The sequence below is a fragment of the Streptomyces sp. NPDC051064 genome (genome assembly GCF_044455985.1).
Lineage (GTDB): Bacteria > Actinomycetota > Actinomycetes > Streptomycetales > Streptomycetaceae > Streptomyces.
In genome coordinates this window covers 465,134-482,387 of the sequence record NZ_JBITFK010000004.1, presented here as the reverse complement: position 1 = coordinate 482,387, position 17,254 = coordinate 465,134, and the positions used below count along the sequence as shown (strand labels likewise).

Here is a 17,254-nt window from a genome sequence, read left to right as displayed (position 1 = left end):
CACATCAATACTGCTCACCTTATGAGGATTGGGCACCTGTGCGAATGGCCAGGCTCCGAAATCGCCCTCCCGGACGGGAATCTCCTGCCTTGCGCCACTCCGGCGGGCCCCGGGAGGGGGGGAGCGCCGCGCATTGCCCCGCACGCCGGTCGCTCACTCCGTGGCGCGCATCCCTCGAACAGGTGAGTTGAGACCTCTTCGAGACATGGACCATTCAGTAGGTTCCTGCGCACCGATGCATGACACATCGACACAGAAGGCGTCAACGTCTTTGCTTTGCAAGGCATTTACATCTTAATGATCATGCAGAAACGTGCCTGTCAACGTGTGCATATGCGACCGGCCTGACCGGGCTTCGGAGCCCTACTATCGGCTCGCCATGACAGCAGCAGGGAAGCACCAGGTGAGCCGGACAGAGACGCCCCGGCGCAGCGGCCGGCAAGGACGGGCGGGGATCCGGGATGTAGCCGCGGCGGCCGGCGTCTCCATCACGACCGTGTCCGACGCTCTCAACGGCAAGGGCAGGCTCCCGGATGCCACCCGCCGCCATGTCCGCGAGGTCGCCGAACGGCTGGGCTACCGCCCGTCAGCGGCTGCCCGAACCCTCCGTACCGGCAAGTCGGGGCTCATCGGCCTGACCGTGACCACGTACGGAGATGAACCTTTCACCTTCACCGAATTCGCGTACTTCGCGGAGATGGCGAGAGCCGCCACATCGGCCGCGCTCGCCCGTGGCTACGCCCTCGTGATCCTCCCTGCCACCTCGCGCCACGACGTGTGGTCGAACGTCGCGCTCGACGGCACGGTCGTCATCGACCCCTCCGACCAGGACCCGGTGGTCACCGAACTCGTGCGCCAGGGGCTTCCCGTCGTCTCCGACGGCCGCCCGGCGGGCACGCTCCCGGTCACCGCCTGGGTCGACAACGACCACCGGGCGGCCGTCCTCGACCTTTTGGACCACCTCGCGGCCGCGGGAGCCCGCCGCATCGGGCTGCTGACCGGCACCACCACCGACACGTACACCCGGCTCTCCACCACCGCCTATCTGCACTGGTGCGAGCGGGTCGGCCAGGATCCGGTCTACGAGTCCTACCCGGCCCACGACCCCTGCGCCGGCGCCGTCGCCGCGGACCGCCTCCTCGCCCGCCCCGACCGCCCCGACGCCGTCTACGGGCTCTTCGACCCCAACGGCACCGATCTGCTGGCCGCCGCGCGCCGCTACGGCCTGCGGGTCCCCGAGGACCTCCTGCTGGTCTGCTGCAGCGAATCCACGGTGTACGCGTCCACCGAGCCCCCCATCACCACGCTCTCGCTGAAGCCCCGCAGGATCGGCACGGCCGTCGTCCAACTCCTCATCGACGCCATCGAAGGGGTCGAGCACGACGGCCCGGTGGAGCAGGTGATACCGACGGAGCTCATCGTCCGGACGTCCTCGCAACGACGTCCGCCGCGCACCACCGTCAGCCCTCCGCGATCACCTGCCGGGGACTGAACGGATTAATCCGGACCAAACGGCCGATGAACCGGATGCTCGCACGGATTCAACACCCCTGGTGCGTCACACAGCACGATCCGCATTCCTATGATGGGCGCACGACACCGCGGACCCCTCTACCAGGCAGGGCCCGTCAGGTGTACGGAGGCGCGACGGTGGTGGAGGGGTCGATGACTCAGGGGGCCGGTCAGGAACCCGTGGTGCGGACAGCGACGTTGCGTGACTTCCGCGTACCGCCGTATGCGCAGGTGCCCATGCCCGCGCCCTTGCCGCACCCCGGCAACGCCGTGGTGGGCGACGAACCGCCGGAGGGGTACACCCCCACCGAGCGCGATCTTCCCGTGATCAACCGCGGCGACACCGTCCAGGTGGAGACCGTGCCGGAGGCCCGGCCCGCCGCCGACTCCGGCCGCGGTCCGCTGTACGTCGTCGGCGACGTCCACGGCTACCTGGACGAGCTCCTGGCCGCCCTGCGTGAGCAGGGACTCGTCGACGCCGACGGCCGGTGGGCGGCCGGCAACGCCAGGCTCTGGTTCCTCGGCGACTTCACCGACCGCGGTCCGGACGGCATCGGCGTCATCGATCTCGTCATGCGCCTCTCCGCGGAGGCCGCCGCTGCCGGCGGGTACTGCAAGGCGCTCATGGGCAACCACGAACTGCTGCTGCTCGGTGCGAAGAGGTTCGGCGACACCCCGGTGAACTCCGGCGCCGGAACGGCGACCTTCCAGGCCGCCTGGCTGCTCAACGGCGGCCAGAAGACGGACATGGAACGGCTCCAGGACGTCCACCTCCAGTGGATGTCCCGGCTCGACGCGGTGGTCGAGGAGGACGGGCATCTGCTGATGCACTCCGACACGACCGCCTACCTCGACTACGGATCCACCATCGAGGACGTCAACGACACGGTGCACGCCATTCTCACGCGGAACGACGCCGATGAGTGCTGGGACCTCTTCCGCAAACTCACCAAGCGGTTCGCCTTCCGCGACGAGGGCGGCGCCCAGGCCGTTCGCGAACTGATGTCGACGTACGGCGGACAGCGTGTCGTCCATGGCCACAGCCCTATCCCGTATCTCCTCGGCGAGGTCGGAACGGAGGAGGGCGAGGACGTGGCACGGCCCGTGGTGGACGGCCCGCACGTCTATGCGGAAGGGCTCGCCATCGCCATGGACGGCGGGGTGACCATGGCCGGAAAGCTGTTGGTCGTCCAACTTCCCCTGCATGACTGACGGTCGTCGGGGAAGACGCATGACGACCCGACACCGTCAGCCGCTGGGCCAATTTCCGGAAACACCCTGTCACCCCGTGCCGTAGGCGCTCTACCATCGGCGTACCAGTCGCAGGCTCTCCTCCGTTTCCGCCCGATCGCCCGGCCCGTACGGTCGGTCAGGCCCTACGGAGCATCGGGGGATGCACATGAAAAGCGCTCCGCACCTGCTGGCCGAGGACCGCCCCGAGTACGAGCGGATCCTTGCCGACGCGCTGCGTCATGCTCACGAACGACCGGATCTGGACGGAGTCGGCGACCGTCTCAACACGGAACAGCTGCGGACGATGGCGCTCAACGCCACGCCCCTGATCACCGCGGCGGCGGCCACCGAGTACGACCACTACGTGAAGGTCCGCGGTGAGCTGCGCGGCCCCGGGGACCCGGACGCCCACGCATCCGTCCTCAGCCCCGCCACGGAAGAAGCCGACCCCACGGGCGCCGGCACCCTCGCGGTGATCGCCGTGCTGGCACCGGTCCTCGCGGGTACGGCCGCGCTCATATTCCTGGCCGTCGGCTACCCGCTGAAGGCGCTCAGCCCCGCCCCGGCCTTCGCCGGAACCATGGTCGCCGCCGGGTGGTTCTTCGCCGCCGTCGCCGCCGCGGCCATCCTCGTCGCCGCGGTGGGTCTCCTCGTCACCGCCCTGCGCAACGGCGCCACCGCGCTGCCGGCCGTGGACGAGGAGGAGGAACTGCCGGAGGACGTGGCGCGTGCCCGGGAGGCATGGCGCCACGCACTGCTGGAACGCGGAATCCTGCCCTTCCTCCGGGACGCGCTGGCCGATCCGACCGCGGGGCCCGCCTCGCGCACACCGCACCGCTCGGCCAACCGGATCCCGAAGATCGGCTACAGCAGGCCGGACTTCTCCGGACCGGAGAACGGCCCCTCGGCCGGCCCACGCCCCACCTTCACCAGCCCCGACTTCACCAGCCCCGACTACGGCGGCCCGGAGCACCAGCCGGAGTGATCCGGCTGGACCCGACACGGGAGAGGCCGGAACGGCGTGCTGCCGCTCCGGCCTCTGCAGACATCACACCCGGTGAGGAGCTCAGATCCCCTGCGGGGCGAGCTTCGGGTTCGGGCCGTACTCGTTCACCTCGCGCGCACCCTCGGTGCACATGAAGACGAGCAGGATGATGCCGCCCACGAGCGGGACGAACGAGATCAGGATCCACCAGCCGGAGCGGCCGGTGTCGTGCAGGCGGCGCACGACGACGGCTATCGTCGGGATGATCACGGCCAGCAGGTAGATGATGTAAGGAATCTGCGAGTCGATGGCCAGGCCGAGCAGGCTCAGGACGACCGCGACGATGAAGTTGAAGAGTACGAACATCCAGTACTCCTTGCGGCGCGCACGCCCGCCGAAGCCCGCGTAGTTCTTGAGTACAGCCAGGTACCAGTTCACTGTGCTTCCCTCCCCAGGCGCCCCCGTTCGGGGCGCACACCAATTTCGGCCAAGCACAGCGGAAGGTAAAGCACAGATAAGGAAACGGTCAACAGCGTTCGGGCTGCCGCGGAAACTTACATCGACCTGCAGCACGGCTGTGTCCATACTGACGCCGAAAGTTCCTCGAAGGCGCGACAGGACGGTGCTGAACGGCCTGAACCAGCCATTGTGGGCACTCTTCATCCTCTATCGACGCAATCTGACGATCAGACATGCGCCGCTCCACCCCCCGCACTACGCCGCCCACCGAGCGCTCCGGGGAGAATCCGATGGCCCGTCGGCTCTGCCACGTGACAACCTCCGGGGTCATGGATACGGACCTCTGGAACACCCAGGTAGCGCAGAGCTACGACGAGTCCTCCGCCCACATGTACACGCCCGAAGTCCTGGGCCCGACGGTGGACTTCCTCGAGCGCCGTGCGCGGCACGGCCCCGCGCTGGAGTTCGCTGTGGGGACCGGCCGGGTGGCGCTTCCGCTGAGCGCGCGGGGTGTCCGTGTGGCGGGAATCGAGAAGTCAGGTCCCATGGCCCAGGAGCTCGGCAGGAAGCCCGGTGGCAGCGACATCGCCGTGACCGCCGGAGACATGGCCACCGCTCGGGCTCCGGGCACTTTCAGCCTGGTCTACGTCGTCTACAACGCCCTCACCTGCCTGCTCTCCCAGGGCGAGCAGGTCGCGTGCTTCCGCAACGCCGCGGAGCATCTGGAACCGGGCGGCCGCTTCGTGGCCGAGGTGTTCGTCCCCGAACTGCAGCGTCTGCCACCGGGCGAGACCGCCCGCCCGTTCCACGTCGGCGAGCGGCACGTCGGCTTCGACACGTACGACCTGGTGAAGCAGCAGGTGGTCTCGCACCACTACTCGATCGCCGACGGCCGGGGCTCCACGCTCCTCTCGCCCCACCGCTACGTCTGGCCCGCCGAACTCGACCTGATGGCCGAGATCGCAGGCCTGGAGCCGTCCGAGCGGTGGGCCGACTGGACCGAGGCGCCGTTCACGGCGTCCAGCAGGTCGCACGTCTCCGTGTGGAGGAAGCCGCCCACGGTGTGAAACCCGGACGGCCGGCGGCGGCTGTGCGCCACCGGGCCGTGGGGGGGGCTCTCCAGGGCCCCCGCCACGGCCATCAGGTCAGTCCGCCAGGGGCAGGTACACGCGGTTGCCGCTCGCCGCGAACTCCCTGGACTTCTCCGCCATCCCCGCCTCGATCACGGCCTGCTCGTCGCCGTGCTCCCGCCGGATGTCGTGGGAGATCTTCATCGAGCAGAACTTGGGCCCGCACATCGAGCAGAAGTGGGCCGTCTTCGCGGGCTCGGCCGGCAGCGTCTCGTCGTGGAACTCCCGCGCGGTGTCGGGGTCGAGCGCCAGGTTGAACTGGTCCTCCCAGCGGAACTCGAACCGGGCGTCCGACAGCGCGTCGTCCCACTCCTGCGCCCCGGGGTGCCCCTTGGCCAGGTCCGCCGCATGAGCGGCGATCTTGTACGTGATCACACCGGTCTTCACGTCGTCACGGTTGGGCAGCCCCAGGTGCTCCTTGGGCGTGACGTAACAGAGCATCGCCGTCCCCCACCAGGCGATCATCGCCGCGCCGATGCCCGAGGTGATGTGGTCGTACGCCGGGGCGACGTCCGTGGTGAGGGGGCCCAGGGTGTAGAAGGGCGCCTCCTCGCAGATCTCCTGCTGGAGGTCGATGTTCTCCTTGATCTTGTGCATGGGGACGTGCCCCGGGCCCTCGATCATGGTCTGTACGCCGAACCGCTTGGCGACGGTGTTGAGCTCGCCGAGCGTCCGGAGTTCGGCGAACTGGGCCTCGTCGTTGGCGTCGGCGATGGAGCCGGGACGCAGTCCGTCACCGAGCGAGTACGTCACGTCGTACGCCGCGAGGATCTCGCACAGCTCCTCGAAGTGCTCGTACAGGAACGACTCCTTGTGGTGTGCCAGGCACCAGGCGGCCATGATGGACCCGCCGCGCGAGACGATCCCGGTCTTGCGGCGGGCCGTCAACGGAACGTACGGCAGCCGCACGCCGGCGTGCACCGTCATGTAGTCGACGCCCTGCTCCGCCTGCTCGATGACGGTGTCCTTGTAGATCTCCCACGTCAGCTCCTCGGCCCGGCCGTCGACCTTCTCGAGTGCCTGGTAGAGGGGGACGGTGCCGATCGGCACGGGGGAGTTGCGCAGGACCCACTCACGGGTGGTGTGGATGTTGCGGCCGGTGGAGAGGTCCATGACCGTGTCGGCGCCCCACTTCGTGGCCCAGGTCATCTTGTCCACCTCCTCCTCGATCGAGGAGGTGACCGCGGAGTTGCCGATGTTCGCGTTGACCTTCACCAGGAAGCGCTTGCCGATGATCATCGGCTCGATCTCCGGGTGGTTGACGTTGGCCGGCAGGACCGCCCGGCCCGCCGCGATCTCCTCGCGCACCACCTCGGGTCCGACGTTCTCCCGGATCGCGACGTACTCCATCTCCGGGGTGATCTCGCCCCGGCGGGCGTACGCGAGCTGCGTGACGGGCCGGCCGTCACGGCTGCGGCGGGGCTGGCGCGGGCGGCCCGGGAAGACCGCGTCCAGGTTGCGCAGACCGCCCCTCGGCGAGGTGTGCTTCAGCCCGTCGTCCTCGGGACGCGCGGGCCGTCCCGCATACTCCTCGGTGTCCCCCCTGGCGATGATCCAGTTCTCCCGTAGGGGGGCGAGCCCCCGGCGTACGTCGGTGTCGGTGGTGGGGTCGGTGTACGGCCCGGACGTGTCGTACAGCGTCACGTCCTTGCCGGTGGTGAGGTGCACCTGACGGACCGGCACCCGGAGGTCCGGGCGTGAGCCCTGGACGTAACCCTTGTGCCAGCCGATGGACTTCCTGGCCTCGTCGCCCTCACCGTTCTGGGCGTTCTGCTTGGAGGCAGGCGTGCGTGCGTCCGCTGTGGTCATGAGACCTACTCCCTACGCCGGCATTACCCGGTAACAGGTTCGGCGGTCGGCGCAGCGTGTCCCGTACGGATATACGGAGGTCAGCGCCCTCTCAGCCCGGTGCTCCGAGCTCCCGCGTGTACAAATGCGCCTCCACGCTAACCTCCGTTCTGGTGTGCTGGCCAGAGGGCCTCCCCGGTTCTTGGGATGATCGCCGTGTGACGTCCCCCGGAAGCGCCCCCGAACCCCACGGCCCCGCATCAGGCAGCACACAGAGTCATGCGCACGGCCACACCCACAGCCACGGGCCTGCCGCACCCGTGTCCAAGCATCTGCGCAAGGTCATCGCGGCGGTACTGATCCCCTTCGCCACCGCGGTCCTGGTCGGCCTCGTGGCCTTCTGGCCCGGCGGGGCACCCGCCCATGAGCGCACAGGGGTCGGCTTCGACCGCCAGACCCAGGACGGGCAGGTCACCAAGGTCGTCTCGGTCGACTGCGCGGACGTCAACGCCTCGCAGGTGCCGCCGACCGGAGACACCTCCACCCCGTCGGGACGCGAAGCCGTCAACGAGCAGTCGGGGGAGTGCAAGAAGGCCACGGTCGAGGTGACCACCGGCAAGGACAAGGGCCGTACGTTCGTCGAGGTCGTCCAGCCCGACGCACCCCGGCAACTGCGCGAGGGCCAGGGAGTGGTCGTCGCGTACGCGCCCGACGCGCCCCGGGACCTGCAGTACTCGGTGAGCGACGTCGACCGCTCGTTCCCGATGGCGCTGCTCGCCGGGATCTTCGCCCTCGTGGTGGTCGCGGTGGGCAGGCTGCGCGGTCTGATGGCCTTGATCGCTCTCGCCGTCTCGTTCGCCGTTCTGACCCTGTTCATCCTTCCGGCGATCCTGCAGGGCTCGAATCCCCTGGTCGTCGCGGTGATCGGGGCCAGCGCCATCATGCTGATCGCCCTCTACACCTGCCACGGGCTGACGGCCCGCACCTCCGTGGCCGTCATCGGCACGCTCATCTCGCTGCTGCTGATCGGGCTGCTGGGCTCGCTCTTCATCGGCTGGGCCAGCCTGTCCGGGAACACGGATGACAACACCGGCCTGATTCACGGGCTCTACCCGGACATCGACATGAGCGGCCTGCTGCTCGCCGGTGTGATCATCGGCTCGCTCGGTGTGCTCGACGATGTGACCGTGACCCAGACGTCGGCGGTCTGGGAGCTGCACCAGGCGGACCCGACCATGGGCGTACGCCGGCTCTACCGGGCGGGTATCCGGATCGGGCGCGACCACATCGCCTCGGTCGTCAACACACTCGTACTCGCCTACGCGGGCGCGGCGCTCCCCCTGCTGCTGCTGTTCTCGATCGCACAGAGCAGCGTGGGCACGGTGGCCAACAGCGAACTGGTCGCCGTGGAGATCGTCCGCACGCTGGTCGGATCGATCGGGCTGGTCGCCTCGGTGCCGGTGACGACGGTGCTCGCGGCCCTGGTGGTCTCCGCGGACCGCACGGGGCTCGGCGCGGAAGCCGGAGCTCCTGCACCCGCACGGACCGGGAGGGGGCGACGCCGCAAGGCGTGAGCCGGGACACCGGACGCATGGGCCCGGGCCACCGGTGCTCGGTGGTCAGCCGGATCCTCCTTCTTCAGCCGGCGTTCTGTTCCTTGGCGAGGATGCGGCCCAGTGCCTCTTCCAGATTGCCGTCGAAGTCACCCAGCGTGTGCTCCTGCCCCAACGGCACCAGCTTGTCCGTCCGGTCGAGAAATGCCACAAGAGGTGCCGTGCCGGCCCGGAAGAGCGCACGGTCCGCGCCGACCTGAAGGCGGATGTGTACATCCGACAGCCCTTCGGGCTCGGTGGGGCCGATGTGCACATCGCCGTCACCACTGGGGCTGTTGAGACCGTCGAGCAGCAGCTCACGGCCGAATGCCCAGGTGACGGGGGCGTCACCTGGCAGGTGGAAGGTCATCCGGATCGCATACGGATCACTGACCTCGTACCGGAGCTCCACCGGAATACGGAAGGAGAGCTCCTCGGAGACGAGGAAGCTCATCATGACCTCTGCTTGAACCGACTCGCGCATCGTTCAACCCCGCAGTAGATGAAACTGGCCAGGAATGATCCCCCATGGCCCTATTGACGCCATCGTGGTGCACGCGATAGCGGATCACAAGGAGTGATTTTTCAGATACTGATAGAGAACACGAACGAGCGCAAGAGAGCGGTCACTTCGCAGCGTAGTTGTTCGACTGCGGGGAGCAACCGTTCTTCTTGGTGCAGTGGGAGAGAAACAGCCATGGCCGCCACGGCGGAACCGACAGTGATCGGAATGGCCGCACTGACAGTTCCCACGGCGTACTCCTGCCGTTCGACGACAGGTTCCGTACGTTTCATCGATCTCAGCCGGTTCAGCAACGCCTGACGGTCCCTTAGGGAGTAACGCGTCAGCGGCCGGACGGGGTGCCGGTCCAGATGATCCTCCCGCGCACGCTCGTCGAGCTGCCCGAGAAGGCACTGCCCGAGGGCGTGGGCATGGCCCGTCTCGCGGAACGAGGCCCACTCGTGCACCGCGGGGACGGCCGGCGTGTCCGCCACGGCGACCATCTCGATCTCGCCATCCTTGTACAGGGCGCAGTACACAGGGGCACCGATGACGTCCGCCCAGTGGGCGAGCGATTCGACGATCACTCCGGGGCGCGGCGTCGCGGGTCCTCCGCCCAGGCGCTCGGCCGCGGCTCCGAACAGGAAGACGCCGTTCTCCCTGCGGAGATACCCCTCATGGGTCAGGGTCCGCAGCAGGTGGTAAGCGGTGGGAAGGGGAAGCCCGGCCTCCCGGGCGAGCTGCTTGGCCGGCGCCCCGTCCCGGTGGGTGCCCACAGCCTCCATAAGTCTCAACGCCCGCTGAACCGAACCGATCAACGTCGGGACAGCGGTACTCGATGCCGTGGTCACAGGTCACCCCCAGGCATGGTGACGGGCTCTCAGCCCACCCGCGGGGGCCGCCCCCACGGGCCCGCCGCGAGCCTGGGGTCCGGAGACCGGACGGTCGCACAAACCACTGGGCAGGATGGTGACGGACCGTCATTTCCCAGCTGGCGGCAGCGGTACGCCACTGTATCCGCACGTTCAGTCACGAGTGAGGTTTCGACCGTGACTTAGCTCAGCTGGGCTAATCGCCGAATCCCGTTGCCGTCACCTGGTCTCCGGAACACCGCGTGACCGGGCGTCCGGCCACGCCTCCTACCAGTCGCTGCGCTCGGACGAGGACATGAACTTCCGCACGACGAAGATCAGGCCACCCACGAGGACGACGAATACCAGCGCCTTGAACAGCAGTCCGATGACGAAACCGACCACGCTGGCGATCAGCCCGCCGAACACGACGATCGCGATGAGAGGCACCGCGACCCACTTCACCCACCAGGGCATCCCCGCGAAAATCTCCCGCACCGCCATCGCCGCTACCTCGTCTCTGTGAGTTCCTGCTTCGATGCTAGAGGCGCGGGGGTGGCCGGCGGGCGCCCGGGAGCCCTTGAAGTCCCCTGAGCGATCCCCTAGGGAACATCGGGACGCGAGGGGCCCGGCCCCCGGGAGAGCCGGGTCAGCCCTCGGGCGGGGAGAAGATCACCATCACCCTGAGGTCCTCGGTGATGTGGTGGAACTTGTGAGCGGCGCCCGCCGGTACATACACGACGCTCCCCCGCGCCACCTGCGTGGTCTCCGTACCGACCGTGATCGCGGCGCGGCCGCTCACGACGAGGTAGACCTCGTCCTGCTTGTGCGGCTGCTGGGGGTCGAGGGCGCCGGCGTCCAGGGCGTACAGGCCCACGGACATGTTGCGTTCGCGGATGAACTGCAGATAAGCGCCGTCGTTGGCCGCGCGTTCCGCCTCCAGCTCGTCCAGTCTGAATGCCTTCATCGTCCGTCCGCCCCTCGCACCCGTGCTGGTCTGTCCCGGCGGTGTCCGCCACAGATCATGTCTGCCACGATCAGACACATGAAGAATTTCGTAGTCAAGACGATCGCCAACGCGGGTGCGCTGGCCGTGGCCATCTGGTTGCTCCAGGACATCACGCTGACCGGTGACAACACCGGACGCAAGGTGCTCACCCTGATCGTGGTGGCCTTGCTGTTCGGTCTGGTGAACTTCATCGTCAAGCCGGTGGTGAAGCTGCTCACCCTGCCCCTGTTCATCCTGACGCTCGGGCTGATAACGCTGGTGGTCAACGCCCTCATGCTGATGCTGACCTCGTGGCTGGCCGGCGTCATCGACGTGAACTTCCATGTCGAAGGCTTCTGGACCGCGGTCCTGGGCGGGCTCATCATCTCGGTCGTGTCCTGGGCGCTCAACGTGGTGCTCCCCGACGAGGACTGATCCACCCCTTGATGACACAGTGCAGGACGGACCGGTGGACGCCGGGGAGAAATGAGGTAGTGACATGAGCACCACGGGCGACGGGACACGGGCCGTACGGGCGGGCCTGCCCGAACCGGAGCAGTACGAGCCCACCCTTCCCGGTCCGGTCTTCGCCGCGCACTTCCATCTGTCCGGCGAGCCGGTCGGCCCCTACACCTACGGCCGGGAGACGAATCCGACCTGGACCCACCTGGAGCGCGCCATCGGCGAGCTGGAGGCGCCGGGGGAGCAGGTCGAGACCACGGTCTTCGCCTCCGGGATGGCCGCCATCTCGTCCGTGCTGCTGTCCCAGGCGCGCACGGGCGACGTCGTGGTCCTGCCGAACGACGGCTATCAGGCGCTCCCCCTGGTGCGGGAGCAGCTGGAGGCGTACGGCATCGAGGTGCGGACCGCACCGACCGGCGGCGACGCCCAGCTGGAACTGCTGGACGGAGCGAAGCTGCTGTGGATCGAGACCCCCTCCAACCCCGGCCTCGACGTCTGTGACGTGCGCAGGCTGGTGGAGGCCGCGCACGCCGCGGGTGTTCTGGTGGCGGTCGACAACACGCTGGCCACCCCTCTCGGCCAGCGTCCCCTCGAACTCGGGGCGGACTTCTCGGTGGCCAGTGACACCAAGGGCATGACCGGGCACGGGGACATCCTGCTCGGCCATGTGAGCTGCCTGGACCCGGAGCTCGCGGCCGGAGTGCGGCGCTGGCGCAAGGTGGTCGGCGCCATTCCCGGCCCCATGGAGGCCTGGCTCGCGCACCGTTCGCTGGCCACGCTGCAGCTGCGGACCGACCGCCAGTGCGCGACCGCCCTGACTCTGGCCGAGGCCCTGTCCAAGCGGGCGGACGTGGCGGGGCTCCGGTACCCGGGGCTGCCCGGGGACCCTTCGTACCCGACGGCCGTCCGGCAGATGCGGCGCTTCGGCTCCGTGGTCTCGTTCGTGCTGGCGGACAAGGGCACCGCGGAGCGCTTCCTGGCCGGGCTCCGCCTGGTCGACGACGCGACGAGCTTCGGCGGCGTACGCTCCACGGCCGAGCGCCGGGCCCGCTGGGGCGGGGACACGGTTCCGGAGGGCTTCATCCGGTTCTCGGTCGGTGCCGAGGACCCCGAGGATCTGCTGGCGGACGTGGAACGCGCGCTGGACGCCTCCGGGCGCTGACCTTTCTTCGGGCCCCTTCGGTCCCGGCAGGACCGGTCCGGGTCGGGCGTCCCCGTCAACCGGACCGGTCCTGCTCCGGACGGGTGGTCCGAGCCTCCCCCCTCGTGACTCGGACCACCCCGGTTCCTGCGCCTAGAACCGCTTGAGCAAGGCTAGTTGACTCTGCGTCAGTGTCCAATCACAGTAGCGACAGCGACCTATCGACATATTTATAGTTGGGTCCGTCCTGAGGGACGGCGCAGTGTGCGCGAGGGCGAAAGGGGCGGACCATGGACCTGGCCCTGCTGCGCACATTCGTCACGGTGCACCGGGCCGGATCGTTCACCCGGGCCGCCGCCCTGCTCGGGCTGTCCCAGCCGGCCGTCACCTCGCAGATACGCGCGCTGGAACGTCAGCTGGGCCGCCCGCTCTTCCTGCGCAGGGCCCGCGGGGTGACCCCGACCACCGTCGGCGACGAGCTGGCCCACCGGGCCGCCCCTCACCTGGACGCCCTGGTCGACATCGTAGAGGTGGAGCTCGACGCGGAGTCGGGCGCGCGCACACTGCACCTGGCGGGCCCCCCGGAGTTCACCTCCGTACGGGCCCTGCCCGCCCTCACCCCGCTGATCTCCCAGGGGCTCACACTGCGCAGCACCTTTGTCGCGAACCCCGAGGACACCCTCGAAGGACTGGCGGCAGGACATCATGATCTGGCTATCACCACCGCCCGTCCGCGCGGTGGACTGCTGACGTCGACCACCCTCTGCGACGAGGAGCACGTCCTGGTCGCCGCGCCGCGCTGGGCAGGGCGCCTGGGTCCCGGCGCGTTGCGGCACAAGGGCTCCGTACTCCTGGAGCGGTTGCCGGTGGTAGAGGTGCACGAGAGCCTCCCCCTGGTCTCCCGCTACTGGGCGACGGTCTTCGACAGCCGCCCCGCGGCGTCCGCCGCCGTGATCGCGCCGGACCTCCGTGCGGTTCTGGAGTGCGCGGCATCGGGTGCCGGCCTCGCCGTACTGCCGCGCTATCTGTGTGAGGACGCGCTGGAGCGGGGGGAGGTCGTGGCGCTGCTGGACCCTGCGATTCCACCGCTGCGCACGTACTTCCTCATCGCGAGGACCGGCACACTCGGCCTCCCGCACATCGCGCGGGCGCACGAGTGGCTGGTGCGTGCTGCCGTGGACTGGTGACCTGTCGGCCGACAGGAGTTTCAGATCGGGTTTCCTGGGCCACTCTCTTGCCATGACCGAACGTCCAGTGGTCAAGCGCACAGCACGCGCCGTCCTCCTCGACGGCGATGACCTCATCCTGATCAAGCGCACCAAGCCCGGTGTCGATCCGTACTGGCTCACGCCGGGTGGCGGGGTCGAGCCGGAGGACGCGACCGTCGTCGACGCACTGCACCGCGAGGTCGACGAGGAGCTCGGCGCCAAGATCGTCGATGTCGTGCCCTGCTTCGTGGACACCGTCGAACATATCGCCGGCGGCGGCGTCAAAGGCGTGAAAGTGCAGCACTTCTTCGTCTGCCGGCTGGCCTCGATGGACCCGTCGCGTCGCCATGGACCGGAAATCGACGAACCATGCGGTGAGTACGAGATCGTCCGGGTCCCCTTCAGTCGCATCGGCATCGCGGCCGTCCACCTCGTGCCCCTGTCACTGCGGCACTACCTGGACGGCAACATCGAGGGCGTACGGGCGATGCACGCACCCGATCTGGGCTGAGCCGGGCGGGGAGGACGTGCGGCGTAGGCGGAACACTCCCGCCTATGCCGAGACCAGTAGCCGGGGATACTCCCGCTGCCAGATGACCGCTCACTCCGCGCTTGGCACCGTGTTTCACGTGAAACCACTCAAGCGTCCTGTGCGCCGCAGCATCCTCGTCGCCCACGTAGCGGTGTCCGTGAGCTGGCTGGGCCTCACCGTGGGGCTGCTGACTCTCGGCCTCACCGCGTTCCTCACCCACGACGCGGCGATGGCTCAGGCCGCCACCCGCGCCATGAAGGTCTTCGGCGACTGGCTCGTCGTGCCGGTGGCCCTGCTGTCACTCCTCAGCGGTCTGCTGCTGGCGCTCGGCACCCCGTGGGGCCTGGCCAAGCACCGTTGGGTCTGGACGAAGTTCTGGCTGACTCTGATCACGGCGGGATTGTCGATCTTCTCGCTCCGACCGGGCATCAACGAGGCCGCGGCCCGGGGTGCAACAGACATCGATCTGGTGATCGCACCCTCGGTGGCCACGGCCACGTACCTCTTCATCACCGCGATATCGGTACTGAAGCCGTGGGGACCGACTCGCCGGGGCCGACGGCTGCGGCAGGCTCCGGAGCATGCGCGCCAACCTGCGGGCCGGGGGTGACCGAGCGCCGTTCGAGCACACCGGAGAGCACCGCCAGAAGCAGGGCGGCCGCTGCGAGGGCGGCGCCGACCCAGTTGGGTGCGGTGTAACCGAACCCGGCCGCGATCACGATGCCGCCGAGCCACGCCGAGAGCGCGTTCCCGAGGTTGAAGGCCCCGATGTTGACGGCAGAGGCCAGGGTGGGCGCACCGGCCGCCTGGTCGAGAACGCGCTTCTGGAGCGGCGGAACGGTCGCGAAGCCGAGAGCACCGATGAGGACGATCGTCACCGCGGCGGCGATCTTGTTGTGCGCGGTCAGCGTGAACAGCGCCAGGACCGCGGCCAGCGCACCGAGCGACACGTACAGCATCGGCATCAGATGGCGGTCGGCGAACTTCCCGCCGAGCAGATTCCCGCCGACCATACCGAGCCCGAAGAGGACCAGCAGCCAGGTGACGGAGGACGTCGCGAAGCCGGCGGTCTCCGTCATCATCGGGGTGATGTAGGTGATCGCAGCGAAGACGCCGCCGAAGCCCAGCACCGTCATCGCCATGGCGAGCAGCACCTGGACATTGCGGAACGCGGCCAGTTCGTGGCGGATCCGCACCCCCTGAGGCTTCGGCTGCTCAGGAACGAGCTTCGCCACGCCGAGGAAGCCCAGGACGCCGAGCCCCGCGACGACGAAGAACGTGACGCGCCAGCCGAGGGTCTGACCGATGAAGGTCCCCAACGGGACGCCTACGACGTTGGCGACCGTGAGCCCGGTGAACATCATGGCGATGGCACCGGCCTTCTTCTCCGGGGCGACCAGATCCGCCGCGACGACTGATCCGATACCGAAGAAGGCGCCATGGGCGAGTGAGGCGATCACCCGTCCGGTGAGCATCACACCGAAGGTCGGGGCGAGTGCGGACACCACGTTCCCCACGACGAAGAGCCCCATCAGGAGCATCAGCATCCGCTTTCTGGTCACCCGGGTGCCCAGAGCGGTCATCAGCGGAGCGCCGAGGACCACGCCCAAGGCGTAGCCCGTGACCAGGAAGCCTGCGGTCGGGATCGAGACGTGGAAGTCCGCCGCGACATCGGGAAGCAACCCCATGATCACGAACTCGGTGGTGCCGATACCGAATGCCCCGATGGCCAGGGCGAGGAGCGCGAGCGGCATGGATGTGACCTTCCTGAAAGATTGCGTCTGCGCCTTACGAGCGTCCACAATAATTGCATACGCGCTCTAATTGCAAGCGCGGGCTATTGCGCGTGTGCCCTATCCTGGAGGGAAGCGGCTGAGGGAAGCAGCTCCCGTACGGAGGAGAGACCATGACAGCGACAGATCCCGCACTGACGGCCCTCGCCCAGAGCTGGTGCGCCCTCTCCCTGCTCCACGGGAAGATCGAGGCCCGCATCGAACGGGCCCTGCAGACCCGCCACAGTCTCAGTGCGCGTGAGTTCTCCCTGCTCGACGTCCTGAGCCGCCAGCACAGCGGTACCGGCGGACACCTGCAGATGAAGCAGGTCGCGGACGCCGTGGTGCTGAGCCAGAGCGCCACCACGCGGCTGGTCACCCGGCTCGAGGACAGAGGGCTCCTGACCCGCTACCTCTGTGACACAGACCGGCGGGGCATCTACACGGACGTCACGGAAGCGGGTCTCACGCTGCTGAGCGAGGCGAGGCCGACCAACGACACCGCGCTCCGCGCCGCTCTCGACGAGGCTGCCGAGAACCCGGATCTCGCTCCGCTGGTCCGGACGGTCGAGGCACTGAAGGTCCCTGCCTGAACGGGCCGGTTTGCGTAGTCTGCCGATCATGAGCGATCTCGACATACGTCCCGCGGCACTCGCGGACATCCCCGCCATCGTGGCCATGCTCGCCGACGACCCGCTGGGTGCGCAGCGCGAGTCCCCGGACGACCTCACGCCGTACCACGCGGCGTTCCGGCGGCTCGCCGACGACCCGAACCAGCATCTGACCGTGGCCGTGCGCCAGGACCGCGTCGTGGGCACCCTCCAGCTCACGATCGTGCCCGGACTGTCCCGGCGTGGTGCGACCCGCTCCGTCATCGAGGGCGTCCGCGTCCACGCGGACGAGCGCGGCAGTGGCCTCGGCACGCAGTTGATCCAGTGGGCCGTCGATGAATCCAGGCGCCAGGACTGCCAGTTGGTACAGCTGACCTCGGACGCCACCCGTACGGACGCCCATCGTTTCTACGAGCGGCTCGGCTTCACCGCGAGCCACGTGGGCTTCAAGCTCACCCTCTGAACCGCAGAGTTCCGGACAGCTCGGC

At 68.5% G+C, this 17,254-nt stretch carries 19 protein-coding genes and 1 riboswitch; of the genes, 12 read left to right on the top strand and 7 right to left on the bottom strand.

Annotated elements, in window-relative coordinates; all coding sequences use genetic code 11:
* Positions 1–379: 379 nt before the first annotated feature.
* The 3 genes from ACIBCU_RS17160 to ACIBCU_RS17150 all read left to right on the top strand — a co-directional run bounded on the left by ACIBCU_RS17160 (position 380) and on the right by ACIBCU_RS17150 (position 3,730).
* Positions 380–1,492 carry a LacI family DNA-binding transcriptional regulator gene (locus ACIBCU_RS17160; protein WP_329230827.1) on the top strand — a complete coding sequence of 371 codons (1,113 nt, stop codon included), beginning with the start codon at positions 380–382 and terminating at the stop codon, positions 1,490–1,492.
* Positions 1,493–1,665: 173 nt separating this feature from the next.
* The gene (locus ACIBCU_RS17155) at positions 1,666–2,724 is read left to right on the top strand and encodes a metallophosphoesterase (RefSeq protein WP_399232108.1); all 1,059 of its coding nucleotides are present in this window, start codon (positions 1,666–1,668) and stop codon (positions 2,722–2,724) included.
* A gap of 181 nt (positions 2,725–2,905) precedes the next feature.
* Positions 2,906–3,730 carry a hypothetical protein gene (locus ACIBCU_RS17150; RefSeq protein ID WP_362927570.1) on the top strand — a complete coding sequence of 275 codons (825 nt, stop codon included), beginning with the start codon at positions 2,906–2,908 and terminating at the stop codon, positions 3,728–3,730.
* A gap of 81 nt (positions 3,731–3,811) precedes the next feature.
* On the opposite strand, the gene ACIBCU_RS17145 is transcribed toward ACIBCU_RS17150, so the two are convergent.
* The gene (locus ACIBCU_RS17145; RefSeq protein ID WP_362927569.1) at positions 3,812–4,168 is read right to left on the bottom strand and encodes a DUF805 domain-containing protein; all 357 of its coding nucleotides are present in this window, start codon (positions 4,166–4,168) and stop codon (positions 3,812–3,814) included.
* A gap of 350 nt (positions 4,169–4,518) precedes the next feature.
* Between ACIBCU_RS17145 and ACIBCU_RS17140 the strand changes: the two genes are divergently transcribed.
* Positions 4,519–5,256 carry a class I SAM-dependent DNA methyltransferase gene (locus tag ACIBCU_RS17140; protein ID WP_399232106.1) on the top strand — a complete coding sequence of 246 codons (738 nt, stop codon included), beginning with the start codon at positions 4,519–4,521 and terminating at the stop codon, positions 5,254–5,256.
* A 78-nt stretch (positions 5,257–5,334) separates the two neighbouring features.
* Here ACIBCU_RS17140 and thiC read toward each other — a convergent pair whose 3' ends face one another.
* On the bottom strand, positions 5,335–7,128 hold the full coding sequence (gene thiC / locus ACIBCU_RS17135; RefSeq protein ID WP_399232104.1) for a phosphomethylpyrimidine synthase ThiC: 1,794 nt from the start codon (positions 7,126–7,128) through the stop codon (positions 5,335–5,337).
* A riboswitch (TPP riboswitch) is annotated at positions 7,121–7,254 on the bottom strand. It overlaps the preceding gene by 8 nt.
* Positions 7,255–7,325: 71 nt before the next feature.
* On the opposite strand from thiC, the gene ACIBCU_RS17130 reads away from it, so the two are divergent.
* Complete coding sequence (locus tag ACIBCU_RS17130) at positions 7,326–8,681, top strand: YibE/F family protein (RefSeq protein WP_362927566.1); 1,356 nt, start codon at positions 7,326–7,328, stop codon at positions 8,679–8,681.
* A 64-nt stretch (positions 8,682–8,745) separates the two neighbouring features.
* On the opposite strand, the gene ACIBCU_RS17125 is transcribed toward ACIBCU_RS17130, so the two are convergent.
* From ACIBCU_RS17125 to ACIBCU_RS17110, 4 genes are all read right to left on the bottom strand, one after another.
* A complete protein-coding gene (locus ACIBCU_RS17125; RefSeq protein WP_073750747.1) occupies positions 8,746–9,183 on the bottom strand; it encodes an SsgA family sporulation/cell division regulator in 438 nt (145 codons plus the stop codon).
* A 101-nt stretch (positions 9,184–9,284) separates the two neighbouring features.
* A complete protein-coding gene (locus ACIBCU_RS17120) occupies positions 9,285–10,052 on the bottom strand; it encodes a helix-turn-helix domain-containing protein (protein WP_362927565.1) in 768 nt (255 codons plus the stop codon).
* A gap of 288 nt (positions 10,053–10,340) precedes the next feature.
* On the bottom strand, positions 10,341–10,550 hold the full coding sequence (locus ACIBCU_RS17115) for a DUF5326 family protein (protein ID WP_099173639.1): 210 nt from the start codon (positions 10,548–10,550) through the stop codon (positions 10,341–10,343).
* Between the two features lie 151 nt (positions 10,551–10,701).
* Complete coding sequence (locus ACIBCU_RS17110; RefSeq protein WP_362927564.1) at positions 10,702–11,019, bottom strand: cupin domain-containing protein; 318 nt, start codon at positions 11,017–11,019, stop codon at positions 10,702–10,704.
* A 78-nt stretch (positions 11,020–11,097) separates the two neighbouring features.
* On the opposite strand from ACIBCU_RS17110, the gene ACIBCU_RS17105 reads away from it, so the two are divergent.
* The 5 genes from ACIBCU_RS17105 (at position 11,098) to ACIBCU_RS17085 (ending at position 14,993) form a co-directional block, all read left to right on the top strand.
* Positions 11,098–11,475: a phage holin family protein gene (locus ACIBCU_RS17105; RefSeq protein WP_399232100.1), complete on the top strand. Its 378-nt coding sequence runs from the start codon at positions 11,098–11,100 to the stop codon at positions 11,473–11,475.
* Between the two features lie 64 nt (positions 11,476–11,539).
* On the top strand, positions 11,540–12,664 hold the full coding sequence (locus ACIBCU_RS17100) for a cystathionine gamma-lyase (protein ID WP_362927562.1): 1,125 nt from the start codon (positions 11,540–11,542) through the stop codon (positions 12,662–12,664).
* 269 nt (positions 12,665–12,933) lie between these two features.
* Complete coding sequence (locus ACIBCU_RS17095) at positions 12,934–13,830, top strand: LysR family transcriptional regulator (RefSeq protein WP_399232098.1); 897 nt, start codon at positions 12,934–12,936, stop codon at positions 13,828–13,830.
* 52 nt (positions 13,831–13,882) lie between these two features.
* Complete coding sequence (locus tag ACIBCU_RS17090; protein ID WP_362927560.1) at positions 13,883–14,362, top strand: NUDIX hydrolase; 480 nt, start codon at positions 13,883–13,885, stop codon at positions 14,360–14,362.
* Positions 14,363–14,480: 118 nt separating this feature from the next.
* Positions 14,481–14,993: a DUF2269 domain-containing protein gene (locus ACIBCU_RS17085; protein ID WP_399232096.1), complete on the top strand. Its 513-nt coding sequence runs from the start codon at positions 14,481–14,483 to the stop codon at positions 14,991–14,993.
* Here the strand turns inward: ACIBCU_RS17085 and ACIBCU_RS17080 are convergent.
* The gene (locus ACIBCU_RS17080; protein WP_399232093.1) at positions 14,893–16,137 is read right to left on the bottom strand and encodes an MFS transporter; all 1,245 of its coding nucleotides are present in this window, start codon (positions 16,135–16,137) and stop codon (positions 14,893–14,895) included. The genes ACIBCU_RS17085 and ACIBCU_RS17080 overlap by 101 nt on opposite strands.
* A gap of 152 nt (positions 16,138–16,289) precedes the next feature.
* Between ACIBCU_RS17080 and ACIBCU_RS17075 the strand changes: the two genes are divergently transcribed.
* Complete coding sequence (locus ACIBCU_RS17075; RefSeq protein ID WP_362927557.1) at positions 16,290–16,748, top strand: MarR family transcriptional regulator; 459 nt, start codon at positions 16,290–16,292, stop codon at positions 16,746–16,748.
* 28 nt (positions 16,749–16,776) lie between these two features.
* Positions 16,777–17,229, top strand: coding sequence for a GNAT family N-acetyltransferase (locus ACIBCU_RS17070; protein WP_399232091.1), 453 nt, complete (start codon positions 16,777–16,779; stop codon positions 17,227–17,229).
* Positions 17,230–17,254 lie beyond the last annotated feature (25 nt).